Source organism: Aeromonas sp. L_1B5_3 (assembly GCF_963866575.1).
Lineage (GTDB): Bacteria > Pseudomonadota > Gammaproteobacteria > Enterobacterales > Aeromonadaceae > Aeromonas > Aeromonas jandaei.
Genome location: NZ_CAWMDN010000161.1, coordinates 75,433 through 101,758, shown reverse-complemented (window position 1 = coordinate 101,758; position 26,326 = coordinate 75,433). Strand labels below are relative to the sequence as shown.

General features: G+C 55.7%; 19 protein-coding genes. 11 read left to right on the top strand and 8 right to left on the bottom strand.

Going from position 1 to position 26,326, the window contains the following annotated elements:
- The first annotated feature begins 5 nt into the window (after positions 1-5).
- The 3 genes from zorB1 to zorD are packed head-to-tail and all read left to right on the top strand — an operon-like array spanning position 6 to position 5,745.
- Positions 6-749: a type I Zorya anti-phage system protein ZorB1 gene (gene zorB1, locus AACR93_RS21320; protein ID WP_024946483.1), complete on the top strand. Its 744-nt coding sequence runs from the start codon at positions 6-8 to the stop codon at positions 747-749.
- Positions 749-2,509 (top strand): type I Zorya anti-phage system protein ZorC, encoded by a 1,761-nt coding sequence (gene zorC / locus AACR93_RS21315; RefSeq protein WP_041999544.1) that lies wholly within the window; start codon positions 749-751, stop codon positions 2,507-2,509. The genes zorB1 and zorC overlap by 1 nt, the downstream gene beginning before the upstream one ends.
- Positions 2,509-5,745: a type I Zorya anti-phage system protein ZorD gene (gene zorD / locus AACR93_RS21310; protein ID WP_041999541.1), complete on the top strand. Its 3,237-nt coding sequence runs from the start codon at positions 2,509-2,511 to the stop codon at positions 5,743-5,745. The genes zorC and zorD overlap by 1 nt, the downstream gene beginning before the upstream one ends.
- A 406-nt stretch (positions 5,746-6,151) precedes the next feature.
- Here zorD and AACR93_RS21305 read toward each other — a convergent pair whose 3' ends face one another.
- Positions 6,152-7,705 (bottom strand): methyl-accepting chemotaxis protein, encoded by a 1,554-nt coding sequence (locus AACR93_RS21305; protein ID WP_043849832.1) that lies wholly within the window; start codon positions 7,703-7,705, stop codon positions 6,152-6,154.
- Positions 7,706-7,901: 196 nt separating this feature from the next.
- Here AACR93_RS21305 and AACR93_RS21300 point away from each other — a divergent pair, with 196 nt between their 5' ends.
- Positions 7,902-8,612, top strand: coding sequence for an HAD family hydrolase (locus AACR93_RS21300; protein ID WP_043849831.1), 711 nt, complete (start codon positions 7,902-7,904; stop codon positions 8,610-8,612).
- Between the two features lie 81 nt (positions 8,613-8,693).
- Here the strand turns inward: AACR93_RS21300 and AACR93_RS21295 are convergent, their stop codons facing one another.
- Positions 8,694-9,770: a permease gene (locus AACR93_RS21295; RefSeq protein WP_043849837.1), complete on the bottom strand. Its 1,077-nt coding sequence runs from the start codon at positions 9,768-9,770 to the stop codon at positions 8,694-8,696.
- Positions 9,771-9,878: 108 nt separating this feature from the next.
- Here AACR93_RS21295 and AACR93_RS21290 point away from each other — a divergent pair, with 108 nt between their 5' ends.
- The gene (locus AACR93_RS21290) at positions 9,879-10,214 is read left to right on the top strand and encodes an ArsR/SmtB family transcription factor (RefSeq protein ID WP_043849830.1); all 336 of its coding nucleotides are present in this window, start codon (positions 9,879-9,881) and stop codon (positions 10,212-10,214) included.
- A 67-nt stretch (positions 10,215-10,281) separates the two neighbouring features.
- Here the strand turns inward: AACR93_RS21290 and AACR93_RS21285 are convergent, their stop codons facing one another.
- On the bottom strand, positions 10,282-11,664 hold the full coding sequence (locus tag AACR93_RS21285; protein ID WP_043849829.1) for an amino acid permease: 1,383 nt from the start codon (positions 11,662-11,664) through the stop codon (positions 10,282-10,284).
- A 348-nt stretch (positions 11,665-12,012) separates the two neighbouring features.
- Between AACR93_RS21285 and AACR93_RS21280 the strand changes: the two genes are divergently transcribed.
- Positions 12,013-12,336: a hypothetical protein gene (locus AACR93_RS21280; protein ID WP_082044047.1), complete on the top strand. Its 324-nt coding sequence runs from the start codon at positions 12,013-12,015 to the stop codon at positions 12,334-12,336.
- A 120-nt stretch (positions 12,337-12,456) separates the two neighbouring features.
- Here the strand turns inward: AACR93_RS21280 and ppsR are convergent, their stop codons facing one another.
- Complete coding sequence (ppsR, locus tag AACR93_RS21275) at positions 12,457-13,269, bottom strand: posphoenolpyruvate synthetase regulatory kinase/phosphorylase PpsR (RefSeq protein WP_033116017.1); 813 nt, start codon at positions 13,267-13,269, stop codon at positions 12,457-12,459.
- Between the two features lie 318 nt (positions 13,270-13,587).
- Here ppsR and ppsA point away from each other — a divergent pair, with 318 nt between their 5' ends.
- The gene (gene ppsA / locus AACR93_RS21270) at positions 13,588-15,966 is read left to right on the top strand and encodes a phosphoenolpyruvate synthase (RefSeq protein ID WP_043849828.1); all 2,379 of its coding nucleotides are present in this window, start codon (positions 13,588-13,590) and stop codon (positions 15,964-15,966) included.
- A 74-nt stretch (positions 15,967-16,040) separates the two neighbouring features.
- Here ppsA and AACR93_RS21265 read toward each other — a convergent pair whose 3' ends face one another.
- Positions 16,041-16,499, bottom strand: coding sequence for a serine protease chaperone (locus AACR93_RS21265; protein ID WP_043849827.1), 459 nt, complete (start codon positions 16,497-16,499; stop codon positions 16,041-16,043).
- Positions 16,500-16,517: 18 nt separating this feature from the next.
- On the bottom strand, positions 16,518-18,392 hold the full coding sequence (gene asp, locus AACR93_RS21260) for a serine protease Asp (RefSeq protein ID WP_043849826.1): 1,875 nt from the start codon (positions 18,390-18,392) through the stop codon (positions 16,518-16,520).
- Between the two features lie 461 nt (positions 18,393-18,853).
- Here asp and AACR93_RS21255 point away from each other — a divergent pair, with 461 nt between their 5' ends.
- Positions 18,854-19,681 (top strand): MetQ/NlpA family ABC transporter substrate-binding protein, encoded by an 828-nt coding sequence (locus AACR93_RS21255; protein WP_043849825.1) that lies wholly within the window; start codon positions 18,854-18,856, stop codon positions 19,679-19,681.
- Between the two features lie 79 nt (positions 19,682-19,760).
- On the opposite strand, the gene AACR93_RS21250 is transcribed toward AACR93_RS21255, so the two are convergent.
- Positions 19,761-21,611, bottom strand: coding sequence for a DUF3413 domain-containing protein (locus AACR93_RS21250; RefSeq protein ID WP_043849824.1), 1,851 nt, complete (start codon positions 21,609-21,611; stop codon positions 19,761-19,763).
- A gap of 47 nt (positions 21,612-21,658) precedes the next feature.
- Positions 21,659-21,886: a YejL family protein gene (locus tag AACR93_RS21245; protein ID WP_005344699.1), complete on the bottom strand. Its 228-nt coding sequence runs from the start codon at positions 21,884-21,886 to the stop codon at positions 21,659-21,661.
- Positions 21,887-21,959: 73 nt separating this feature from the next.
- Here AACR93_RS21245 and yejK point away from each other — a divergent pair, with 73 nt between their 5' ends.
- From yejK to malF, 3 genes are all read left to right on the top strand, one after another.
- Positions 21,960-23,021 (top strand): nucleoid-associated protein YejK, encoded by a 1,062-nt coding sequence (yejK, locus tag AACR93_RS21240; RefSeq protein ID WP_043849823.1) that lies wholly within the window; start codon positions 21,960-21,962, stop codon positions 23,019-23,021.
- Between the two features lie 395 nt (positions 23,022-23,416).
- Positions 23,417-24,598: a maltose/maltodextrin ABC transporter substrate-binding protein MalE gene (gene malE / locus AACR93_RS21235; RefSeq protein ID WP_033116010.1), complete on the top strand. Its 1,182-nt coding sequence runs from the start codon at positions 23,417-23,419 to the stop codon at positions 24,596-24,598.
- A 75-nt stretch (positions 24,599-24,673) separates the two neighbouring features.
- Positions 24,674-26,326 carry a maltose ABC transporter permease MalF gene (gene malF / locus AACR93_RS21230; RefSeq protein WP_041209356.1) on the top strand — a complete coding sequence of 551 codons (1,653 nt, stop codon included), beginning with the start codon at positions 24,674-24,676 and terminating at the stop codon, positions 26,324-26,326.

Sequence of the window (26,326 nt, the reverse complement as noted above, 5' to 3'; positions counted from 1 at the left end):
AACTTATGTTCGGGATGAAAGGCGCTCCGGCCTCGCGTCGCAACGATGAGGCGGAAAAGCCGTTTTGGATATCTTATGCCGATCTGATGACTGCCATGATGGTGTTGTTCTTGGTTGTCATGGTTGCTTCACTTGCGTCTGTGACCCAGCGTATTCGCGAAGTTGAGGCTGGAGAAAAGCAAAGAGGGCAGGATATTGCCCGTATCTGTCAAAGCTTGGAGATACTGGCGCGAAAGAAGAGCAACATCATTAAAGTTGACTGTCGTGACAACCGGATTAGCTTTGGGGAGGCCGGTCGCTTTGGTCACAACCAATATTTTCTAGACCCACAGGGTCAGCAGGCATTGCAGGACGTGGTGCCGTTGATCCTGGATGTTACCGATAGCCCAGAGGGGCAACGTTGGATGAAACAGGTGGTGGTTGAAGGTTTTACCGATACGGATGGTTCTTACCTCTATAACCTCCACTTGTCGCTACAGCGTTCCGAGTGGGTAATGTGTGCACTGCTTGACGGACGGAGCCAGTTGCAGCAATCCCTTTCTGCCGAACACCAGCAGCAGATCCGTAGCCTGTTTTTGGCTGGCGGTGTTTCTTTTAACAATGCCAAGGACAGCAAAGAGGCAAGTCGTCGAGTGGAGCTGCGCATGCAGTTTTATGGGCTCAAGGAAGACAAGCAGCAGGCGGCGGAGAGCGCACCTCAGTTTTCTGGTCTGATGACGGCTGAACGTTGTCAGTTGGAGATGCGCTGATGGTGGATGCAATTTCCCGTCTTACGGCGATCTTGGAGTCCAGTGTGGAGCGGGTCAATGGTCGCTATCAGGAGAGGACTCTGCATTCCTTTTCGGCTTTGAAGCGAGCTAGATCTGAGGTTGAGGCTAGGTTTGACCAAGCGGAGGCAGCTCCAGAACCACCGAAGGAGAAGCGTCATGCCGCTCTGGCGGCCTTCCTACGTAATGAACCGCTCACCCGGCGGCAGTGGCGGTTGGTATATGCAGGGCTTGTTGACTGCGTTGAAGCAGGCAAGCAGTTGCTAGATGATGAAAAGGTCTTTCCACGAGTGAGTAGGCATGTATCTGCTCACATCGATAGCCGTGAGTTGGTTCGCCGGGATTGGACTGCTCTCTGCTTCAGCTATTTTGGCTATGAGGCAATAGAGCCTGAGAAGAGCCAAAACTGGCAACAACTGCGCACTTATATCCGGGATGGTTATCGTGTACTACGGAATCCGGAGAAGCTTAAAGCTTGGATGCGGGTAGTTGATGAGCATCAAGAACTTTTTCAGAGTGAAGCAGGTTTACGGTTAGGACAGCAGGTATTTGAGGGGACAGTAACAGATCTTACTCAGCTACAGACTCTTGCCCAAATCCCAGCAGAAAGTTGGCTTTGGCATCAAGTTATCGCGGTCGTGCAGAAAAAAATTGCCGAACTTGATGAAGCTACGTTTTTAGACCGGTTATCAGAGTTGTTAGCGCTGATGGCTATCAATAATCGGCGTTATTCCGACGAGATCATGGCTGCTTGTCTCACTCGATATCATGGTTGTAGCTGTCATGTGCAGCCACAAGCCAACTTGATACAAGCTGGTCTGGAGATCTGGGGGAACCCCCAGTTGAAATCCGATCAAAATCGCTGGCGTCACCATGTGGATAAACCGGTATGTGACATGGTGGGGGCATGGCTTGCCAAGCAGGATTTACAGCACTTTTTTAGTTTGCTGAAAGGTGAAGGCGAGGTTGATCAGGCGCGTCTCTTCTATTGGCTCCGTTTTGCCGATCAGATGAGTTATACCCGTATCGTGATGGGACGTGATGCTCAATTAAACCGAGATGGAGAGTTTGTCCGTTTTCGTGATCAAAATAAGGGCCGCCTAGGAGATTTATCTGGGGGCTCGCCAGCTGATAACGCAGTAATCATGCAGATTGGCGATTACATCTTTGTCGAGTTTTCGCACACAGGAAACGCCTGTTATGTATATCGAGCTAACTCCTGCGGATTTAATCCTGATGCCAGTACATTGCACTTAACTCATGATTTGAAACAAAAAAACCTCGCGAAGGGGCGTTGGATACATGTTCCCAAACCATTAAAGCCCGATGCGATGGAGGGGTGGCAGCAAAAATATGATGATGAGTTACGGTTGCTTGGTATTGTTCCAAACCCACAGGGAGCCAATCAATTATGGAATCGTGTAGTTAAACCAAAAATTGTCAAACCAAGCGTTCCATCATTTCAAGCTCCCCTTGGCAACAATTCTGAATCAAAGAGCCAAGTTGTGAACACACCTGCTGATCGGACCGTTGTGATTCATTCAGGCGGTAAGGGGAAAGTTGATTTTGCTCTGTTGCTCGAACAGTTAGGCGAAAACCTGCGACATTATACGGATCATCGTGAAAAGGGCGGTGCTTTCCATATAGAGATCAAGCAGCGCAATACAGATGACATTTTGCTTCTGAGGCGCAATGGTTTTGTGGTCAAAACTGGCAGCCCGTTTATGTTTTGGAAAAAATGATGCTTGGACGTTGGTTTAGCAAATTTGGGAAAAATAAGCATGATCCGGTTGATCTCAGCCCATGTTGGCAGGCGGATGAGAGAGGGATCGTGTTTGCCGAACGTATACAGAGCGAGCCTGAGCGATGGGCCTTGGTTGCCTATCTGGAGCAGCTTGCCGAGGAGGAGTACGTTGCGGTGCTTAGCGACCGCTGGCTCCTGACATGGCGTGATATGTATCGATTAATGGCCGACGCCGATCATGAAAGTAGTCTGGCGTTGTTGTCGCTGCCTCACTGTACTGATCTACGCCCCAAATTGGAATGCAGAGGCAGCTTGGTCGATCCTCAGTTCACCGTTGCGATTACTCACTGGAGTGATGAAGTAACGGGAGAACATGTCGAGTTAAAACGTCAGGGGGCGTTGGTAACAACGAAGAAGGGACAACGTCTACTGAACGAAGCCAGCTGGCAGCTCTGTGAGTCTCTGCGTGACCTTGCTCGTTGTCAGAGGGATGAGCCGGGTGAGGCGACCAACTATGAAGGGTGGGCCGTTATTCGCAGTGTTGCCAAAGCGGCTAATGCCGACATGGATGGTTTTCTTGCCAAGACAGTGGTAGTTAAACCTCAGCGACTGGCTTTGCGACCACGTAAGGCAGAGATCGACTCTTGTCCTGTCATTGAGGTTGGCGTTGATTTTCCTGAACAACCAGTTGGGTTCCTTTCCTCATTTGATGCTACCCAACGGGTACAGGACAGATACCGTATCACGCAACCAGATGGCACCATCGCTCATGTGTTGATAGAGCCTGAGATCAAGCAAGTACTCGAAGCCATCAAGGCGATACCGGGGAGAAGGGTGGCTGGGGATTCGGCGTTGTCCCTGTTGCGCAATCCCTATGCCCTGCTGGGAGAAGTGACCAGCGTGGTACTCGATCCAGAGCAGCACGAGCAATCGCTTGTCGATGCGGGGATCTATTTTCATCATTTTCGTCTGGAACCTAAATGCGAGGCCGAAAGTGGGAAGATCGCCACCGTATTGCTGCATCTCTCCCCTATAAGCCGAGAGCCACTCCCTGATGAAACACTGAGTTTCAATTCACCTGGAATATTTGCGCCTTTTGTACAGGAGCTGCGCTTTAAGCTGGCTGCTGGTATGAGCGCAGGTTTCTGGCAGGGTTTTGAGCTGGAGTTAGGCGACTTTGACGAGCAGCAATTGTTGGACATCGAAAAGTTGCTAGATCGCTGGCAACGAGAGGTGTCCGGAGAGTTGTTCGATTCTTTGTTTGAACTCTCTCGCTATGGTGATCGCATTATCGGTCTCGGCGAGGTAGTGCCAGTATCATCTCCTTTCCTGACCCGAACAACCGGTCAGGATTGGCTTTCGAGCGAATCGAATGGAATTGAGGAGTCAGTGGGTGATGTTGTCGCACAGATCAATTTTGACGATGCAGCGGCGCTGGATGAGTTATCAAAGCGTATTGACGAGGCGTTTGCAGAGGGAGCAGGGCATCTTTGTTTGCCAGGATCTGAGCAACCCGTGCCATTGCGCTTGGCTGAGCAGATACAAAAGGAATGGCGAAAGCAGATCCGGAGCGAAGAGCCAACAGTTCAAGAATCCATGAGGAAAAACAGCATTGGTTTGCTGGTGGAAGAAAATATCGACGAGGTGGGTTATGCCAAGTGGCGACAAGATGCGATTCAACAGGCGCGTCTTTCCTCCCCGTCATTACCGGAGAGGCTTAAGCCAGAAATCTCGCTGCGTGAGCACCAATTACACGGTGTGGCATGGTTACAGCATCTGTTCGAGCTGTCACCAGAACATGTATCGGGTTGCCTCTTAGCTGATGACATGGGTTTAGGAAAAACGATCCAATTGCTTACCTTTGTGGTTGATTATCTGGAACGTCAACCAAGTGGTGATCCTGTACTTATCGTAGCCCCGGTTTCGTTATTGGATAACTGGGAAGCAGAATTGCGAAAATTCTTCTATGCCGATGACATTGCAGTCATGCGGCTCTACGGTGATGCTCTATCAGAGGCAAAGTTTCGCAGCTATGAAATCCCAGAATCATTGCGTCAGCAGGGTGTAACAAATCTGTTGCGTCCCGGTTGGTTACAGGAGGCTCGTATCGTGTTAACCACATACGAGACGCTGCGTTCCCAAGAGATCTCCTTGGGTCGTCAGTCATGGGCCATGGTGATCTGTGATGAAGCCCAAAAAATCAAAAATCCAGCAGCTATGGTGACTAGGGCTATTAAAGCCATGAAGTCCAGGTTTCGCATTGCTTGTACTGGTACTCCAGTAGAAAACACCTTGATCGATCTCTGGAGCCTGTTTGATTTTGTCCAGCCAGGTTTGCTTGGGGCCTTAAACCAGTTTGGTCGTGAATACCAAAAACCAATTGAAGAGGGGGAGTGCAAGGATCTAGAAGCTCTGGCTCGATTACGTTCCTTGATTGAGCCCCAGACCTTGCGGCGGACCAAGCAGGATGTGGCTAAGGATTTGCCTTCCAAGATAGAAGATCGCACTTGCCGCAATCTGACCATGGTTAGTCGGCAGCGTTCCCTCTATAACCAGCAGATTGGTGAATATCGACAGCGACAATTGGTGCAGGAGGCCGCAGGGAGTAAAGAGAGTTTCATCCTTCCTGTGTTGCATAAACTCAAGCTGGTCTGTGCTCACCCCTATTGTGTGGAGCCTGACCTTTGGTTACGTGAACATTCCCCTAAGATGAGGTGGCTGCTAGAACAACTGGATAACATCCGTTGCAGCGGGGATAAAGTTATCATCTTCACCGAACTACGGGATGTTCAGCGTGAAGTACAGCACGCGGTTAAGGTCCGTTTCGATATATCCCCAACAATCATTAATGGGGACACCAGTACAAGTAGCGATAGCCTGAATAGTCGCCAACGTCTGATTGATCGTTTCCAGGCAGTGTCCGGCTTTAATGTGATTATTCTTTCCACCGTGGCGGTGGGGTTTGGTGTCAATGTGCAGGGAGCAAACCATGTGATCCATTTCACCCGGTGCTGGAATCCGGCCAAAGAAGATCAGGCGACCGATCGAGCATACCGTATCGGCCAGACCAAGGATGTATTTGTCTATTATCCAACTATACGCGATGCTGACATTCAGACCTTCGAGGCAACGCTCGATGATTTACTGGACCAGCGTAGATCGTTAGCGAGCGATATGTTGCAGGGGAAAAATGACTTACAACTGTCGGAGTTTGATGGTGTGCTTAACAAATGATGTCATTACAAGGGGAGCTGCTAGGCTGACTTCCCGTGGTGTCATATACCTACAGCCACACCTTTCAACACCAGCATGTAGCCTCTCTGCTAACTGCGGACAAATGACATGCGTCTGCCTGCCACTGCTCATAAGAGGTAATTAGCTGTTTTGTAATTTAGTTACATGGTCACTATCATGGCAAACAGAGCTTGGTTTCCAACTTCAATGTCCTGCTTGTTCGTTGAGCAGGCGGAGGATTGCTATTGAGTTTCCAACTTAAATGTCACATGTGGTGTCGCTAAGTTACTGAATCGTTTGATCTGCTAGTTTCCAACTTAAATGGTTATGATCATGTCCGGAGTAAACCTATAAACAACAGGGCCACCCAAACGGGTGGCCCTGTTTGCTATGGGAGGGCTGGCCGCTAGCCGAAAGTGCGACTCAAATCTTTGAGCTGGCTTGCCTTGTTCAGCAGGCTGGCGCTGGTCTCGCTCACCTTGTCAATCTTGAGACTGTTGTCGTGGGAGAGCGAGGAGATCAGGTTGATATTGCGGCTGATCTCTTCGATGACCGCTTGCTGTTGGGTGGCCGCGGCGGAAATCTGGTTGGAAAAATCCGAGACCTTGTCGATCTCGACCACGACCTGATTCAGGTTTCCGGTACTCGCCCGGGTGGTGGCAAGACAGGCGTTGGTGCGAGTCACATTGAGGTGCATCATCTCTTTCCATCCCCCCAGCGTGTGCTGGATGTGGCCGATGCTGCTCTGGATCTGCTCGGTGGCCTTGTGGGTACGAGTAGACAGGTTGCGCACCTCATCGGCGACCACGGCAAAACCGCGCCCCTGTTCGCCCGCTCGTGCCGCTTCAATGGAAGCATTGAGTGCCAGCAGGTTGGTCTGATCCGCAATGCCGCGAATTTCAGTCATGATGCTGCCGATCCGCTCCGATTCGCTGGCCAGCTCGACGGCTGACTGGAATGCCTGCTCAGCCTGGGTTGCCAGTGTCGCGATCTCCTCTCCCGCCTCGCAGAGCTGCTTGTTGGTGGTGGTGCAGTGGTGACGAGCCTCTTCAATCTGCTGGTTGCTGTCCTGAATATTGCGATTGATCTCCTCTGCCGCTGAGGCCATCTGGGTCACGGCCGTGGCTATCTGCTGGATCTGTGTATCCTGCGAGGAGATATCCTTACTGGCCAGCGAGGCTGAACCTTGCAGATCGTTGGCCATGCTGTTGAGCGAACCTGTTGCATCGTCAACCCGGCCGAGCACGGTACGGATCCTCGCTTGCCCGAGTTTGATATGGAAATCGGCGATGCTGTGGGGAGCATCGCCCGAGAAGATGAGACGGCTGATGCTGTCGTAATCCTGTTCGAGCCGCTGCAGGTATCTTGGTGTCAGAAAGAGCGGGTGGCGGTTTAACCAGAGCACGGCCAGCAGAGGAGCGATGACCAGCAAGGCCTGGATGGGGGGGAGTAGCCAGAGAGCCATGGCGGCGCAAACCAGCAGCAGCGGAATGCTGAACATGGTCGGCGTGAGCAGGTTCTGGCCAAAACGGATGGCTGAGCCGCTCTCTCTAGCTCTGAGCACCTTGTACATTTTATCGGCCCGAGCCTTGTGCTCCGGGGCGGGACGACAGCGAACCGACTGGTAACCCGAGATCTGGCCCCCCTCATAGATAGGGGTGACATAGGCGTCAACCCAGTAGTAACGGCCATCCTTGCAGCGATTCTTGACCAGCCCGCGCCATGGTTTCCCAGCCTGCAGATGGGCCCAGAGATCGGCAAATGCCGCTTTGGGCATGTCCGGGTGGCGGACCAGATTGTGGTGCTGGCCGATCATCTCTTCGAGGCGGTACCCTGCCACCTGGCAAAACGCCGGGTTGGCGTAGGTGATGTCCCCTTTGAGGTCCGTGGTCGATACCAGCTGGATGTTGTCGGTCAACTCTACTTCGGTATCTATGGTGTGAAGCGCGCTGCTGGCCATGATCAGGCTCCGGTGTTGAGTAACGGAATGCTTCATCTGAGTATGACAGAGAGCCTTATTATTGTGTCTTTACACATTAAAAAATTGTGCTACTGCAGCAGCACTTGCCCCCCTGTTATTGGCGCCATGGTTTGGCGTGAACGCTCTGGCCAAGTAACATGGCATCATGTGATGTAACGCAGTAAAAGGGCTAAGAATGAAGTTGGACGCAATTTTGTGGGATTACGATGGCACCCTGGTCAATTCGGTGCCCAAGAATATCGACATCACCAAAAATATTCTGGCCGAGGTGGCGCCTCATCTGACCGGCGACAATCTACCCCGCTATTTGCGAAGTGAAGCCGACTATCACTATGCCAACCATGCTGCCAAAAACTGGCAGGACCTCTATGTCGACTACTACGGCATGTCACAGGCCGAGATGCTGCTGGCCGGCTCGCTCTGGGCAAAGCATCAGGAGATGAACCAAACAGACGTGCATTTCTTTGCCGGGCTGGAGGCTGTGATAGGCCACTTTTCTGAGGTTCCTCACGGGATCTGTTCGCAAAATTCCCAGAAAAATATCCGCCGGGTGCTGGAGCAGCATGGCGTGAATGGACAGTTCAAGGCTGTGGTAGGTTACGATGATGTCCCCGTGCAGCAGCAAAAACCGCACCCCTTGGGCGGCATCAAATGCCTGGAGTCCATTTTGGGCACGGTACGCAGCGCATCACTGCTCTATATCGGCGATCATGAGGCGGATGTGCAGTTTGCTCGCAATCTGCAAGCAGAGCTTGGCGGCACCGCCCGGGTGATCTCTGTTGCTGTCGCCTATAGCCACTCAACCCCGGAGCTGTGGGAGCACAAACCCGATCATATTGCCCGTAAAGTTGAGGAGTTGTACCCCATCATCCAGCAGCATCTGTAACGGTGAGCCACGGATTTTTGTCCGTAATAAATAAGACGCCGATCATCCGATCGGCGTTTTTCATATCTGGGGGGAGGGTTGTTAGAACAGCAACTGCGTGAGGTAGCCCATCAGGACAGCCATGCCGAGGATCACGGTCAGGAAGGCCACTATCATGGGGGCTTTGAACATCGATCTGAGCAAGATCACTTCGGTCAGGCTGGCGCCGGCGCTGCCGATGATCAGCGCCATCACGGCGCCCATTCCCATCCCTTTGCCCAGCAGTACCGACGCCAGCGGGATCACTGCCTCGGCACGAATATAGAGCGGGATCCCGACGATAGCGCTGAAGGGGATGGCCAGCGGGTTGTCGGCGCCGGCATGGGCGGCGATCCACTCGGCCGGAATAAAGCCATAGATGAAAGAGCCGATGAGTACGCCAAGCAGCAGGAAGGGCAGTACATCGCGAAACTGCTGCCAGGCATCGGCACCAGCCTTGCGCAACTGGGCAGGCAGCATCTCTGTAGCAACCGGGGTAGTAGCTGTATCCGGGCAGCACGAGAGGGTGGGGACCTCTGCACTCAGGGCTGAGGTACTACAGCAGGTGGCGCTTGCCATCGGCCGCATGGCCTTGATGGGACTTGCGCTGATTGTGCAGCAGGCGGTTTGCGCCGGAGAGGCTCTCTTGGTGCCGGGTTTACAACCGGTGGTGCAACTACCGGAGATTGCCTCTCTGGCATCAATGACATGCCGTTCGAACCCCATTTTGTCGAGCAGCAGGCTGGCCAGCATGGAGACGCTGGCGGCAATCACTGCGTAGAGCAGTGTCACTTTCCAGCCGAAGGTGGCCCACATCAAGCCGACGATGATGGGATTCAAGAGCGGGGAGATGAAAAGAAAGGTGATGGTCGGGCCAAAGCCGGCTTTGGCGGAGAGCAATCCTCTCAGCATGGGGATGGTGGAGCAGCTGCAAAAAGGGGTGACGGCACCGAGCAACGCAGAGAGCAAGTAGCCTCTGCCTTTGCGCGCCCCCAGCAGGCGCTGGATCTTTTCATCGGGGATTTTTTGCCGTAGCAAGCTGACCCCTGCACTGATGATCAGAAACAGGATGGAAAGCTCAAAAACCAGGAATAAAAACATATGGGATGCATCAGTCAGCATCGGTAACCAGTGGTTCATCATCATACTCTCTTGGTGAAAACTATATTTCTAAAATATTCGAAATGATGTGATGGTCAAGATATTTCTGGTATTATCGAAATGTCACAGCGTTGCAGGGGAATGAGAATGGAGCTGGAAGAGGTTGCCAAGGCATTGAAGGAGCTGGGTCATCCAACCCGTCTGTTTATCTTCAAACATCTGGTCAAGGCGGGGGAGCAGGGGTTGCCGGTGGGTGAGCTGCAAAAGCAGCTGGAGATCCCGGGATCAACCCTCAGCCATCATATTGCGGCACTGGTCTCGGTCGGGCTGGTGAAGCAGAACCGCGAGAGCCGCACCCTGCTTTGCGTCTCCCAATATGCGGTACTGGAAGAGATCATCGCCTTTTTTCAGGAGGAGTGCTGCGTCAACAGCCCTACCCGTACAGAGCCGTTATCCGCCAAGGCACCGGCTGGTGAACAGTGAGCGATTCGCTTGCATAAAAAAACGCCGATCAGATGATCGGCGTTTTTGCTATTGAGAAGCCAGGTTATCAACCGAGATTGACGGCTGCCTTGGTTTGGGCCTGTCCCTTGCGCTTGATGATGAAGCCGATGCCCAGTACCACCAGCCAGGCCGGGATCAGTTCGACCGAGATGCGGAAATCGGGGGTCATATACATGATCACCAGAATACCGACCATGAAAGCGAGGCAGAGGTAGTTGCCGAAGGGATACCAGAACGCCTTGAACTTGGGCTGGACACCTTCCGCGACCTTGGCCTTGCGGAATTTCAGATGCGCGAGGCTGATCATCGCCCAGTTGATCACCAGTGCGGAGACCACCAGCGCCATCAGCAGACCAAAGGCCTTGCCCGGCATCAGGTAGTTGATCAGCACGCAGAGCAGGGTGGCGATGGCAGAGACCGAGAGGGCAACCAGCGGTACACCGCTCTTGTTGGTCTTGAGCAGCACTTTCGGGCCGTTGCCCTGTTTGGCCAGACCGAACAGCATGCGGCTGTTGCAGTAGACGCAGCTGTTGTAGACCGACAGCGCCGCCGTCAGCACCACGATATTGAGCACGGTGGCGACCAGATCACTATCCAGTGCGTGGAAGATCATCACGAACGGGCTGCCGCCTTCGACCACTTTACCCCAGGGGTAGAGGGACATCAGGATGGCCAGGGCGCCGATGTAGAAGATCAGGATCCGGTAGATCACCTGATTGGTGGCCTTGGGGATGCTCTTCTCGGGGTTGTCAGCTTCGGCTGCGGTAATACCGACCAGCTCCAGACCACCGAAGGAGAACATGATCACCGCCATCGCCATCACCAGACCGCTGATGCCGTTCGGGAAAAAGCCGCCCTGAGCCCACAGGTTGGTCACGCTCGCCTCGGGGCCGCCGGCACCGGAGATGAGCAGATAGCCGCCAAAGCCGATCATGCCGATGATGGCGACCACCTTGATGATGGCGAACCAGAACTCCATCTCGCCAAACGCTTTGACGTTGGAGAGGTTGATGGTGTTGATCAGCACGAAGAAGAAGGCTGCCGACATCCAGGTCGGGATCTCGGGCCACCAGTACTGGACATAGATACCCACCGCAGTCAGCTCGGCCATGCTCACCAGCACGTAGAGCACCCAGTAGTTCCAGCCGGACGCGAAACCGGCAAACTCACCCCAGTATTTGTAGGCAAAGTGGCTGAAGGAGCCGGCTACCGGCTCTTCCACCACCATTTCACCGAGCTGGCGCATGATCAGGAAGGCGATAAAGCCGCCGATGGCATAACCCAGCAGTACGGAGGGGCCTGCCATCTTGATGGTCTGGGCAATCCCCAGAAAGAGGCCGGTACCGATGGCACCGCCCAACGCAATTAACTGAATGTGGCGGTTTTTGAGGCCGCGTTTCAGCTCTTCACCGTCTTGTTTCAAATCCATGGATCTGTCCTTTACCTATCTCTGTTGTCTCTTGCCGGTGTTGGGCTCTTCCTGAGCAGCATCGCGATGCGTAGCCAAAACCTGACGAAATCTGTATTTATTTCGTTACGCCATGTCATTTTCAATTTTTAATCTGGACTGGCAACGGAAGCAGAATAGTGATAATTCGCCATAAATGCACCTGTTTTCCGCGCCAAGTGGTGGTATTTTGGTCGCAAACCAGCTTTTTCATTAGATTTTCAGGTGATGAGATAGGTTTTGCTTGAAATTCAACCAATCGAATTGTGTTTTGTTGACATTTGTTGAGTCGTTTTGATTTCTGGGTGTTTGACCGGGAGGAGAGGGCTGATGATGGAGAGGCAACAGGATGAGCTGCGGCATACCCGTGACGAGGTAACACTGCTGCAGCGCTGGGTTGCCAGCGGATTGCTGGTGACGATCTGGCTGCTGATTGCCGCCAGTCCGCTGCTGCTGGTCGCGATGACGGCCATGATGGGGGGCTGGTTTGTACTGGGTGATGAGGGGTTGTTGCACCACTGGCCGTTGCTTCTGCTGGCCGGAGGTGTGGTAGGGGCGTTGGCGGGTTGTTTGCTGGCCGAGCGGATCCGCAGGCGCCACGGCCTGCTGCCCTTTTATGCCCGTTTGCTGAACAATCCCGAACTCAATCGCTAGGCAATCCCGGGCGGCTTTTCATCACGGCGGCCATGGGGTAATAACCAGAAAAAGAGGGGAGAAGCTTGATGGCTTCTCCCCTCTTTGCATCTGGCGTGGCTTATCTGCTGTCAAGCTGGCTTAACAGAGCTGGCGACGCAGGCCGGTTGCCTCGAGGATTTTGGCGCTGATCTCCTCGACCGAGTGGGAGCTGGTATCGAGAAAACGGATCGCCTCCTGACGAAACAGCCGCTCCACGCTGGCCAACTCCTGCTCGCACTGCTCCAGCGAGGCGTAGCGGCTATTGGCGCGGCGCTGGTTGCGGATCTCGTGCAGCCGCTGTGGCGCTATGGTGAGGCCAAACAGCTTGTGACGGTTGGCCTTGAGGGGCGTCGGCAGTTCCAGTCCACCCATGTCCTGCTCGATAAAGGGGTAGTTGGCGGCGCGAATGCCGAACTGCAGCGCCAGATAGAGGCTGGTGGGGGTTTTGCCGCAGCGGGAGACCCCGATCAGGATGATGTCCGCTTCGTCGTACTCTTTGGTGGTGATGCCATCGTCGTTGGCCAGCGCAAAGTTGACCGCCTCGATGCGATCGTCATAGAGCTTGCGGTTCTCCATGCCGTGGGTGCGATGGGGGCGGGGTTCGGCCTTCACCCCCAGCTCCTGTTCCAGCGGGCTGACGAAGGTGTTGAGAAAGTCGTGACTGCTCGCTTCTGCTTTCAGTACCTCCTCGCGCACCTGGGGATCGATGATGGTGTGAAACAGGATGGGGCGCACCCCGGTCTGGCGAAACTGCTCGTCGATCCGCATCCGCACCTGCCTCGCCTTTTCACGGCTCTCCACGAAGGGGATGGTGATCTGCTCGAAGGCCAGTGGAAACTGGCTCAGTACCGCGTGGCCGAACACTTCGGCGGTGATGGCGGTGCCATCGGAAACATAAAATACGGTGTGCACGTAGAGCTCCTGTTACATCGACCAAGGGGCTGGCCAGGAAGTATCTGTCGAAACCATCCCCCTGTTGTCAACCGATCTGCCATGCCCAAGTTGTGAAGTGGCTAGCAAACCTGAGTCGTTATCTTTTTGTGTCGGCATTGTAGAATGTTCGGGTCATTCGACCATCCCCTATCTTGCTCGGGGATTTTTTTGACAATAAGTAGAAAACGTTTTCATGGTCGTTGGCAATAGAAGAAAGAGACAATAACGCACCTTACTCACCTATAAAAATCGGGCACAAAAAAGGTGCCATGGCACCTTGCCCACCAACCTGGAGACATGCAAGTGCAACAGTACGTACTCTGGTACGAGCAACTCGGAATGCAGGACGTAGAACGAGTTGGCGGCAAGAACGCATCCCTTGGCGAGATGATCAGCAACCTCTCTGGCGCCGGTGTATCGGTGCCGGGGGGCTTTGCCACCACCGCCTTTGCGTTTAACGAGTTTCTGGAGTCAAGCGGCCTCAACGGCAAGATCCACCATCTGCTCGACAATCTGGATGTGGATGACATTGCCGCCCTCAATCGGGCCGGTCAGCAGATCCGTGACTGGGTGATCGAAGCCCCGTTCCAGAGCGCGCTGGAGCAAGCGATCCGCGAGGCTTACGCCAGACTGAGTGCAGGTTTGGATGCCTCTTTTGCGGTGCGCTCCTCTGCCACCGCTGAGGATATGCCGGACGCCTCCTTTGCCGGCCAGCAGGAGACCTTCCTCAACGTGCGCGGCATCGATGCGGTCATGGTAGCCATCAAGCATGTCTTTGCCTCACTGTTCAACGATCGCGCCATCTCCTATCGGGTGCATCAGGGTTATGACCACAAGGGCGTCGCCCTGTCGGCCGGGGTGCAGCGGATGGTGCGCTCGGATCTTGCCGCCTCCGGCGTCATGTTCACTCTGGATACCGAGTCGGGTTTCAACGACGTGGTCTTTATCACCGGGGCCCACGGTCTTGGCGAGATGGTGGTGCAGGGGGCGGTCAACCCGGACGAGTTCTACGTGCACAAGCCGACCCTCAAGGGGGGACGCCCGGCGGTGGTGCGCAAGACCCTCGGCTCCAAGCTTATCAAGATGACCTATTCCGGCGATGCCAGCCATGGCCGTCAGGTGCAGATTGTCGACACCAATGAAGCCGAGCGCGGCCGCTTCTGCATCACGGATGCCGAGGTGATGGAGCTGGCGAAACAGGCCCTTATCATCGAGCAGCACTACGGCCGCCCGATGGACATCGAGTGGGCCAAAGATGGGCAGGATGGCAAGCTCTACATCGTGCAGGCACGTCCGGAAACCGTACGCAGCCGCCAGGAGGCCAACACCCTCGAGCGCTTCGCCCTCAAGCAAGCGGGCAAGGTGCTGATCGAGGGGCGGGCCATCGGTCACAAGATTGGCGCGGGTCCGGCGCGGGTCATCTCCTCCATCAGTCAGATGGACGAAGTACAGCCCGGCGATGTGCTGGTCACCGACATGACCGACCCGGACTGGGAGCCCATCATGAAGCGGGCCTCCGCCATCGTGACCAACCGGGGCGGCCGTACCTGTCACGCCGCCATCATCGCCCGCGAGCTGGGCATTCCGGCGGTAGTGGGCTGTGGCAATGCTACCGATAGCATCGAGGCTGGCCAGCTTATCACCGTCTCCTGCGCGGAAGGGGATACCGGTTTTATCTATGACGGCGAACTCGACTTCGACGTGGCGGTCACCGAGGTGGGCAACATGCCGCGTCTGCCCATCAAGATCATGATGAACGTCGGCAACCCGGACAGGGCGTTCGACTTCGCCCAGCTGCCAAACGCCGGTGTCGGTCTGGCCCGTCTCGAGTTCATCATCAACCGGATGATCGGGGTGCACCCCAAGGCGCTGCTGGAGTTCGACAGCCAGAGCCCCGAACTCAAGGCCACTATCGGCAAGATGATCGCCGGTTACGACAGCCCGCGTGAGTTCTACGTCGCCAAGCTGACCGAGGGCATCGCCACCCTGGCCGCCGCCTTCTGGCCGGAGCGGGTGATCGTGCGGATGTCGGACTTCAAGTCCAACGAGTACGCCAACCTGGTGGGGGGCCGTGACTACGAGCCTCACGAAGAGAACCCGATGATCGGTTTCCGCGGTGCGTCGCGCTACATCGCCGACAGCTTCCGCCCCTGTTTTGCCCTCGAGTGCGAGGCGATCAAGCGGGTGCGCGATGTGATGGGGCTGACCAACGTCGAGGTGATGATCCCCTTCGTGCGCACCGTGGGCGAGGCGGAGCAGGTGATCGACATCCTGGCCGAGAACGGTCTGCGCCGTGGCGAGCGGGGGCTCAAGGTGATCATGATGTGCGAGATCCCGAGCAACGCTCTCCTGGCAGACAAGTTCCTCGAACACGTGGACGGCTTCTCCATCGGTTCCAACGACATGACCCAGCTCACGCTTGGACTTGACAGGGACTCGGGGCTTATCGCCCACCTGTTCGACGAGCGCAACGAGGCGGTCAAGGCGCTGCTGGCGATGGCCATTGCCGCCGCCCGCAAGGCGGGCAAGTACGTGGGGATCTGCGGCCAGGGGCCATCCGATCACCCGGACTTCGCCGCCTGGCTGGTCGAACAGGGGATCGACTCGGTGTCGCTCAACCCGGATACCGTGGTCGATACCTGGCTCTATCTGGCGGAGCAGCATGGCCGCAAGTAAGCCGCTGTCGCAGTGAAGAGAATAGAATAGAAAGGGGGCCATGATGGCCCCCTTTGTTATCCCGCTGACGAGACCTATTTTGGTTGCCGCTCGGCCCCCGACAGCTCGATCTGTACCTTCACCCCCTCGCTCTGGAGCTTGGTGGCGATGGCATTGAGATCGGTGCCCGATTTGGCCTCCAGCAGGGCGATACCGCCGCTGCTCTGCTTGAAGTTCAAGCCGTGGCGCGTCGCCAGCGCCTTGGCAGTAGCATCGTCAGCCTCCACCAGCAGGGTACCGCTGACGGTGAGCTCGGGGCTGGCCGCCCCCTGCATCAATACGTCGCCGCGGCGCAGGCTCTGCTGCGGCACTTTGTCATCCAGACTGCGGGTGACCCGCTTCTTGCTGCCGTTGTCGGGAATGAGGTAGGTCTGGCCGTTCACCTCTATGGTGCTGTACTGCTTGCCATCCATGGTGACGGACTCCTCGGCGCAGAGCTGTCCCGAGAGGGGAGCCAGCAGGGTTGCCAGAAGCAAGGTAACAGGTTTGTTCATGGTAATACTCCTAGCGTGTTAGCTGCGGTTGGCATCGTGACCCAGGACCCGCAGGGACCATGAGATCAGTTTGCCCGGTTGACGGTTGTTGCGCTCGGTCAGGGTGGTGCGCTCCTTGGTCTTGCGATTGAGCAGAGAGACCTGACGGGTACCGTTGGCAACGTCGGTTACCTCCAGTCGCCACTGGCCTTCGGCCGATTCACCGTAGAACTTGTGGGAGAGCAGGCGCATGTCACGCAATCCCTTGGTTCGCACAAAGCCCAGCTGCTGCTGGTCGAGAGATTGGCCGACCAGGCTGTTGAAGGGGCTCAGCAGGATGCTGCGGGTGCCAGCGGGGGAGACCAGTTCGATCAGAAGATCAGGCAGACGCTGGTGATCCAGGCTCACCATCACCTGAACCGCTTCGACCGTCAACGGTGTGGCAATGCGGGTCGCCGAGCTGGTCGGGCTGTTGCCCACATCCGGGATGGCAGCGGCACTGCCGGTGACACTGATCTTCTGCCACGGCAGCTGCACCAGCGGGGGGAGGGGCTGGTGATTGGCTGCCAGCTCAAGCGCCTTGTTGACGTCGATCAGACCAAAACCGTAAGTCGGGCTGAACCACATGCCGGCGGCATTGCGCTCCCACCCTTCCAGCCCTTTTACGTCGCGCACCTTGCCGGTGCTGCTGGTGTAGCTGACCATCACGGGTTGATGTTTGGCATCGACCCGGGTAGCGCTGCGCGCTAGCAGATCCCGAAAATCGCGTACTGACAGATCCGGGTAGGCGGACATCAGCAGTGCCATGGCGCCCGAGGTACTGGGGGTGGCAGAGGAGGTGCCGTTCATGACGCCGTTGTAGTCGCAACTGGCATCCAGTTGCGGGTTGCCGTGCAACCGGTTGGTGCGGGGATCGTCGGTGCGGTTGTAGCCCATATCGCAGCCGGGCAGATCCGTGGTCACCATGGCGGGGGAGTCGGTACCGTACTCGCCGCCGGTGGCGCTCAGGAAGACGTTGCTGCCGACGCTGGAGTAGGAGGATCTGACGCCATCTGCGTTGAGCGCGCTCACCACCAGGTTCCAGAAGTTGCTGTTTGAGGGGTCGAGATTGCTGTTCTCAAACGGCAATTTGGGGCCGTTGCCGGTGCGATTGAGCACATAGCCGCCCGCCGCTATCTTGTTGAAGCCGTTGCCGGCAGCCTTGATATAGGCGGCACTCTGCGCCTTGAGGGTTTGCTGTTCGAACAGGCGGTCGAGCTGGGCCTGATCCAGATCGTTGGCCGGACGGGGATCGACCAGGCTCATGCCATAGCTCTGGTTGAACACCCGGTTATCGTGGCTGGCATCGCTGTCGCCAAGGGCGTAGAGCCAGTCTTTCTGCAACTGCTGGCTGTTGTCGTCCAGCAGGTTGAACCCCTGCAACTGGGCCCGCGGGGCGATCCCCTTGGTGCCGATGGCGTTGTCTACCGCCGCTATGATGCCGGAGACCGAAGTGCCGTGCGCCGTATCCGCATCAGTCGGGGTCGGGTCATCGCTGCCGGTCACCACGTTTTTTGAGCCCGGACGGACGTTGTCCGCCAGATCCGGGTGGGCGATAGCCAAGCCATCATCCACTACGGCCACATTGACCCCCTGACCCAGCACGCCGGTGCGATGTGCCCACCAGAGGTTGAGATCGTTACCTGCCACGCCGCCACGGGCGCTGAAGGCATCCTGGCCACTGTTGAGCAGATACCACTGCTGATCCTGCAGCGGGTTGATGCCGGGCAGACAGCGTTCGCTGCTGCTGCGGCCGGTATCCAGTCCGGCTTCCTTGCCGGTCAGGGGGGCACAACTTTCATTTGCCTGAACAGATGCAACTGGCAGAGCCGACAGCAGTGCTGTGATCGCCAGTGCTAACGATGTTTGCTTCATTATTTTTAAACTCCATCTTATAGAGCACCTTCCTGGGTGCGAATGGAATCTACACATGGATAATGAAGAGCCAAAAGAACCTGTTTTCATAAGTTAGATCAGCCTCAAAGAAATCTGATCTTTTTTATGTTAGATATTCCATTGGAGCTGATCGTGTGTTTTATTGAGAGCATTTATCAGCGCTCGCTATTGATCTTTTTGTTGTTAGCTCAGGTGGTTAGCTGTCTTTGTTAACTGATGCCCGCTGAGCACAGCCACACTGGCGCTGTTTGTTTGCACTCCGTTCTCTTCATTCCCCATCTCTGCGTCGCCCGGCTCATAAGCTTCCTCATTTTTGTCGCTTGGTATTGGTAGCCGACTCTGATAAGTTGTCTTTCATTAGCCATTTGGACGTCCAGATTTCCAATTTGAAATCAGTAGTCCGCTATCACCTTGATGAGTCTTGAGACAGGGAGTCTTGTATGTTGCGTCGCACCTTCTGGTTTTGTTCTCTATTGCTCTTGCTGAGCGGCACTCTGGCTGGCACTGCCCGGGCGGGTGAGCAGGATCGCCAAGAGATTGTGATCGGCACTACGGTGGGGGATTTTGCCGACATGGTAACCGACTCCATCAAGCCGCAGCTGGAGGCCAAAGGGTACAAGGTCAGGCTGGTGGAATTTACCGACTATGTTTCCCCCAACATTGCGCTGGCGGATGGCTCGCTCGATGTGAATTGTTTCCAGCACAAGCCTTATCTTGAGAGCTTTAGCAAAGACCGCGGTTTGTCACTGACACCCGTTGTGCAGGTGCCCACCGGGCCGATGGGGCTCTATTCAGGCAAGTTGGCCACGCTCGATCAGCTGAAAGAGGGGAGTACGGTGGCTATCCCCAACGATCCCACCAATCAGGCGCGAGCCCTGCTGATGCTGCAGGATCTGGGCTGGCTCACTCTCAAGAAGGGGATTAACCCGCTCAAGGCGAGCGAGTTTGATGTGGTGAATAACCCGCACAATCTCAAGCTGGTGCTGCTCGAGGCGGCGCAACTGCCCCGTTCGCGGGAGGATGTGGATTTTGCGGTGATCAACGGCAATTTTGCCGCCTCCAGCGGCATCCCGTTTAGCCAGGGGCTCTTTCTTGAGCGCAGCTACAACTTTATCAACTGGGTGGTCGTGAAGCAGGTCGACAGCGAGAAGCCATTTGTCAGGGATGTGGCGGCCGCCTACAACTCGGCCGAGTTCAAGGCTTATGCCGCCAAGCGGTTTGCCGGCTACAAATTGCCGCAGGCATGGTCGACCGGGCAGGTTCAATAATCCACACCAGTAATTGCTTGGCGCAACTCCATAAAAAACGCCCCCGAATGCGGGGGCGTTTTGTTTGAATAGTTGCCTGTCAGGGGTGACGGTAGAAGCGGTTGAGCTCGTTCATTACCTGGATCATGGCGCCCATGTCGGGGGTGGCCCGCTTGATGGGTTGATAGCTATTGCGATCCAGCAGCTCGAAGTCACCCTGTTTGTTGAAGTGGGTGATGGTTCCGCTCTGGTAGATGGCAAAGTCATTCTGATCCCCGGCCAGCAGCCAGTTGCGCGGGCTGAAGTCGAACAGCGAGCGACCAATGCTGTAATCACGCGGCGGGTTGCGCACCCCCAGCATCCCCTGCATCAGGGTCGGCGCCAGGTCGAAATGGCTGCTCGGCTGTTCGATCACCTGGCTGCTGCGGCCAGGCCAGGCCACCACCATGGGCACCTGTACCTGATAGAGGGAGTAGTTGCTGCCAGCGCCCCAGCTGTTGCTCTGGGTGTCGTTGAACTCCTGACCATGGTTGGAGGTGATGACCACCACCGTATTGCTGTCCATGCCCTGCAGCTGCAGCTTGGTTAGCATCTCTTCCAGCAACTGGTCGGTATAGAAGACCGAGTTCTTGTAGCGATTCTCCAGCTTCACCAGGTTTTCCGCCCGATAGGCGGTGGCCGGATTGAAGTTGGTCAGCTCCGGCTGGAAAGGGCCCTTCATGGTTGCGGGCAGCTGGTAGTCGCCAGGACTTGAGAGATAGACCAGCGAGAACCAGGGGCGCTCCGGCGTACGCTTTTCCAGCCACTGCTGCCAGTCGGTCAGCAGCTTGCCGTCGTTGGTCTGCTCGGAGACAAACACCTGTTTGCGCAGACCGGCGAGGATGCTCTTGCGATACTTCTGGCCATCTTCTATCGCCCCGAACAGGCCGAACTGGTAATCCTGGCGCAGCAGTTCGTCAAACAGCACCGGCGGGCGTTTGTCGCTGCTGATCTCTTTGTAGTAGTGACCGGGCAGGCCATAAAAGAGGCTGAACATCCCCATCAGGTCATCGTTGCCGCCGCTCAGGTGATTGCGGAAGCTGAGATGCTGATCCGCATAGCGCTGCAGATTGGGCATGTTGATGTTGTTGAGCATGTCAAAGCGCAGCGAATCGACCACCACAATCAGCAGGTTGCTGTGGGTGAGGGGCGCATTGACGTTGAGTGGCCGCAGCGGATAGCGGATCCGGCTGTCACTGTCATCGCTCTGGCTGGCCGCCTGCTTCTCGTACTGATCCAGATCCAGCCAGCCATGTTTGGCCAGGAAGGAGCGGGCCGTCATGGGGTAGGAGAGGGGGAAGTTGGCACGCTGCATGGTGATGGGCTGATACAGGGTGGCATCCGCCCAGCTGTTGACCACGTGGGTCAGGATAAAGCAGACCAGCAGCGCCAGCCCTACCTGATTGCCGTACTGACGGCGCTTGCGCTTGTTGATTTTGCGCCAGACATAGGCCGACAGCAGCAGTTGCAGCAGGAAGATGGTCGGCACGGCGACGAAGATGATGCTCCAGATCGAGCCCTCCTCGGTCTGGGCCTGATCCAGCAGCAACTGCCACACCTGGGCATTGAGGTGGAACTTGAAGAGCCGGAATACCTGGGTGTCGATCAGTAAAAGCACCAGCGCCAGCGTCGCCACGACGGCGGAGATGAAGCGTAGGGGCTTCTCTTTGGGCAACACGAAGCTCAAAGGGAAGATCGTCAGCAGGTAGGTGACGAAACTTAAGAACGAGAAGTGGCCAATCCAGCTTACAACGAGGTAGACCACGCCAAGGGTGGTCGACGGCCAGCTGATGGCGCCCAGATAACGGGTGGCAATCAGCATGGCGAGAATGATGTTGAAGAAGGAGAACCAATGCCCCCAGGTGATCAGGCGAGAGACATTATCACGATAGGGGTTACCGGTTTCGACCATAGTGATCCATCTGCGTTGAGAAACGTCAAATCAACAGAGTCGGGGACTCAGTGCGTGTCGTGGCGGTTATCGACCGATGCGGTCAGGGCCTGGACAAACTTTTCGGTGATGGCCTGACGCTGGGCCGGAGCCATACCGTTGATGATATTGGTAGTCAGGTTGCCGAGCACCATCAGACTGAGATCCACCGGCGCCTTGTGCTTCTCCAGGGCGGTGATCAGGTCGTTCATCAGGGCGTCAAACTGCTCGTTATTGTACTTTGATACGATGGGCATAATCTTCAGTTCATCTCGGTTCAAAGCGCCTTATAATACTTCACCCTTTCGGCTAACACTATGGCTTTGTGACATGAGTCTCGATATCGACAAGATCATACTTCACTCCCTGCGCCAGGGCGGCGATGGTCAACCACACGCCGATACCCGTAGCCAGACCCTGCCTCCCGACGAGGCGGTACAGGGACTGATGGCGGAACTGCATCGCATCTACAACGGCAAGGGAGGCAAGGGCTTTGGCTTCTTTGCCGACCCCGAGGCCGCCGTCGCCGAGCTGGCGGAGGGGGAAGAGGCCCCCAAGCAGCCCTCTCCCGCGTTTCGCATCGCTCTTGAACAGCTGCTCGGCGAGCAGAGCGAATTTGTTCCCTTCTCGGTCAATGTGACCCAGATGCTGGTCAAACAGCTGGTGGAGCACGCCCTCGATGAGCAGGGGGTATTGCTGATTGCCAAATACAACTATGTCGGTGTCGATTATCTGATGATCGCCCTGCTGGAGGGCAAGGAGAGCGTCACCGTCAGCGAAGCGCTGGAGTTGCGTCATATCCAGTATCTCGATATTGGCAAACTCAATCTGGTGGCCCGCATCGATTTGACCGAGTGGAAAACCCAACCCGAGTCACGCCGTTATATTACCTTCAGCAAGGGACGTATTGGCCGCAAGCTGGGCGACTTCTTTATGGATCTGCTGGGTGCCCGTGAAGGAATGGATGCCAAGATCCAGAATAAAGGGTTGCTGCAGGCGGTTGAAGATTATTGCGAGAGTCGCCAGCTCGAACCGGCAGAGCGCAATGACTATAAAAAGCAGGTCTTCAAATATTGCACCGAGCAGGCGAGTGCCGGTGAAGAGATCGAGATCAAGGAGCTGTCGGCGGAACTCTCCGCAAAAGATGCCGGCGAGGGTGACCTCGATTTTTACAGCTTCATCGGTCAGGAGTACGAACTGGAAGAGCGCTTCCCGGCCGACCGTTCTACCCTGCGCGGGCTGACCAAGTTTGTCGGTTCCGGCGGCGGTCTGACCCTGAGTTTTGAGCAGAAGTTGTTGAACAGCCGCGTGTTTTATGACCCGCAGACCGACACCCTGACCATCAAGGGGGTACCGCCCAACCTCAAGGATCAGCTGCTGCGTCAGTCGTAATGTGATCAAACCGTCATTTCCGGCAAAAAGAGACTCTGCCCTGGCAGAGTCTCTTTTTTATTGGGCGAAAGGGGCAGGGCGAAACCGGGCCGGTGCTTTGTTAACAGATCAAACAAAATAAACCACCTGAAAGGGTTTTCATTCAAGTGAAAACCCTTTCATTGGGGTAATTATATTTCAGTTTGGTAATTATATTTCGGTTGTTGTTTTGAAATAAGCCGATAAACAGGGTTATTTCCCCGATTTAAGAAAATGTTTTCAAAACTTTCTGGAAGGAAATACGTAATTGCATTTCAAAAATGCGAGTTGCGTCATGTGAGGCGAATGACGCTTGGGATAATATTCACTTCGCACACAATGCTCTTACAGCGCGGAACTACTACAAGGAAAGGCTCATGAAAAAGAAATTGCTGTCATCCCTGATCGGTCTGGCCACTCTTGGCGTCGCTTGCACTGCTACTGCTGCCATCGATGAAGGCCAGCTGACCATCTGGATCAACGGTGACAAGGGATACAACGGTCTGGCTGAAGTGGGTAAGAAATTTGAAGCAGAAACCGGCATCAAGGTTACTGTTGCTCACCCGGATCAGGTTGAAGTGAAATTCCAGCAAGCCGCCGCCACTGGCAACGGCCCGGACATCTTCTTCTGGGCTCACGACCGTTACGGTGAGTGGGTCAAGGCCGGTCTGCTGGTTCCGGTAACGCCGAGCGCTGCCACCAAAGCCAAATTCGAACAGCTGGCATGGGATGCCATGACGGTTGACGGTAAAACCTATGGCTACCCGGTTGCCATGGAAGCAGTCAGCCTGATCTACAACAAGGATCTGCTGCCTGAGCCGCCGAAGACCTTCGAAGAGATCGCCAAGATTGACGAGACTCTGAAGAAGAACGGCAAGCGCGCCATCATGTGGGCCTATGACACCCCCTACTTCAGCTACCCGCTGGTGGCTGCCAACGGTGGCTACGCCTTCAAGAAAACCGCTACCGGTTATGACGTGAAAGACACCGGCGTGAACAACGCTGGCGCCAAGATCGGCGTAGGCTACATCTCCGAGATGATCAAATCCGGTCACCTGGAGAAGGGTATCGACTACGGCGTAATGGATGCCAAGTTCAACAAGGGCGAAGTGGCCATGATGATCAACGGTCCCTGGGCCTGGAGCAACCTGGACAAGAGCGGTATCAAGTACGGCGTAGCGCCGCTGCCGACCCTGAAGGGCAAACCGGCTAAAGCCTTCGTTGGCGTACTGGGTGCCACCATCAACGCCGCCAGCCCGAACAAGGATTTGGCCATCGAGTTCCTGGAAAACTACCTGCTGACCGATGCCGGTCTGGCTCCGGTCAACGCCGACAAGCCGCTGGGTGCCGTTGCGCTGAAATCCTTCCAGAAGACTCTGGAATCCGATCCGCACATCAAGGCCACCATGCTGAACGCCCAGGCTGGCGAGCCGATGCCGTCCGTGCCCGAGATGAGCCGTTTCTGGTCCTCCTTCGAAACTGCCCTCAAGAACGTGACCTCCGGTCGTCAAGGTGTTGACGAAGCGCTGGATACCGCTGCCAAGCGTATCGTTCAGTAAGCACGCACTACCCGGGAGGCCGCAATGGCCTCCCTCTCTCTCAAATCTCTCTTGGCGTTATAAAGGTTAATTGGCATGGAAGTAGTACCTTCTGTTGAGTCCTATGCCGGTCCGAAGGATAAGCACACCTGGCTTAAGTGGACTATCGCGGCCCTGGTCGCCATCCTCAACGGCTACGCAGCCGTGATGATGTACGCCAGTGGCGAGTGGGTATTCGCGCTGCTGGATCTGGTGGTGGTATCCGTCGGTCTGTATGTCTTCATGAACAAGAAGACCTATGCCCATCGCTACATCTTTCCGGGTGTGGCTGGCATGGTTGTATTTATCATCTTCCCTCTTGCCTACACGATTGGCATCGCCTTCACCAACTATTCAGGCACCAACTTGCTCTCCGTGGAGCAGGCTCGTGATTACCATCTGAAGAAAACCTACAAGGTGGCGGGCGGTGAATTCGATTTTACGCTGCTGGGTGGCGACAACGGCCAGTTCCAGCTGCAGCTGAACCAGGATGATCACGCCTATATCAGCCAACCCGTTACCCTGATGAACAACAAGGCCCGCGAGCTAGCCGTGAGTGAAGGTCGGGCACAGGCAACTCCTCAGGTCATTGAGCTGACTCCGGTCACTGGCGAGATCGCCAGCAAACCGGCTCCCATTCGCGCCATCGTTGATCATCGCACCCACCTGAGTGCGCTGGATCTGGTGCTGCCGGATGGTTCCACCCATCTGACCCTGAGCAGCCTGCGCAAGTTTGCCGCCCAGAAGTCCCAGTACACCCGTCTGATGGATGGCGCCGTGCTCAAATCCGGCGTGGTGATCAAAGACAGCAACCTGCTGCGCGACAACCAGAGCGGCGAGCTGATGCTGCCCAACGGCGAGACCGGTTTCTACCAGTACATCGACGATCAGGGCCAGTTTGTCGGCAAGGGCATCGCTCCGGGCTTTGTGGTCAGTGTGGGCTGGAAGAACTTCGCCCGCATCGTGACTGACCCGGGTATTCAGGCGCCGTTCCTGCAGATCTTCGTCTGGACCGTGATCTTCTCTGCCTGTTCCGTGGCGTTCACTCTGGCCATCGGTATGGTGCTGGCCTGTCTGGTGCAGTGGGAATCGCTCAAGGGGCGCGGCTTCTATCGGGTCATGTTGATCCTGCCCTACGCGATTCCGGCGTTTATCTCCATCCTGGTGTTCAAGGGGTTGTTCAACCAGAACTTCGGTGAGATCAACATGTTCCTGGAAGCGGCCTTTGGCATCAAGCCGGACTGGTATACCAATCCCATGCTGGCCAAGGTGATGATCCTGATCGTCAACACCTGGCTGGGCTACCCCTACATGATGATCCTTTGCATGGGCCTGCTCAAAGCCATTCCGGAAGATCTCTATGAAGCGTCCGCCATGGACGGTGCCGGTCCGGTGCAGAACTTCTTCAAGATCACCGTGCCGCTGCTGATGAAGCCGTTGACCCCGCTGTTGATTGCCTCGTTCGCCTTCAACTTCAACAACTTCGTACTTATCCAGTTGTTGACCAACGGTGCTCCGGACATCATCGGTGCCAGCACCCCGGCCGGTACTACCGACCTGCTGGTGAGCTACACCTACCGGATTGCATTCCAGGGATCGGGTGGTCAGGACTACGGTCTGGCCAGTGCCATCGCCACCGCCATCTTCCTCATCGTAGGTGCGCTGGCGCTGCTCAACCTGAAATTGTCCAAAGCCGACAAGCAGCTGTAA